Below are 689 nucleotides of genomic sequence, written 5' to 3' on the forward strand. Positions count from 1 at the left end.
GATACCCGGTGACATGATCCCCCACCGCAAAGGCAGGATTTTTACTGGCGATCACCTCGCCGACGGTACCGGCGCGCATGACCTCGCCCAGCCCCACCGGCGGGATATAGGATTTGGCATCGTTCATCCAGCCTCGCATGGCCGGGTCCAGAGAGACATAGTGAACGCGCACCACCACCTCGCCCTCGGCGGCGGTGGGGATTTCTTCCGTGGTAAAGGACCAGTCGCTGTCTTTCGGGGTCCCGACGGGACGGGCCGCCAGACGATACTGCTTGTTCATGGGTGTCATTTTCCTATCCTTTATTTCCCTGATATGCCATCCAAGCCTGTTTGCGGACCGAGATCAAGAGCGATCGTTCTAAAACTATAAAAAAGCGCGTTTTTACCCCTTTTTTCCACGTTTTATTCCATTTTGTTCCGTTTGGGCCCGTTTGGGTCCGGTCTTTGCCTTTTTGTGAAAATTTGCCCCGGAACAGCCGAAACTTGACTCTTGTCAAGACATGAAAATTCGAACTTCCTAATATCCCAATCCTGAGCGGATATAAAATCCAGAGATGGAGGGAATGAAAATGGTCTCACCCACACCAGCACGTCGTCAGGCCGATTGGTGGACGGATGTATTCCAGCCCTTCCGGACTTTGGGGAGCCGGGTACAGGATTTCTTCTCCCCCGAAGCGGAAGCCGGTGCC

General features: G+C 54.1%; 1 pseudogene. It reads right to left on the reverse strand.

The features are described 5' to 3' along the window. Positions 1–289: pseudogene (locus QQJ79_RS15675) on the reverse strand (NADP-dependent oxidoreductase); the annotation flags it as partial. Positions 290–689 lie beyond the last annotated feature (400 nt).

Origin of the sequence: Brevundimonas denitrificans, assembly GCF_030160755.1 — a bacterium.
Classification (GTDB): Bacteria; Pseudomonadota; Alphaproteobacteria; order Caulobacterales; family Caulobacteraceae; genus Brevundimonas; species Brevundimonas denitrificans.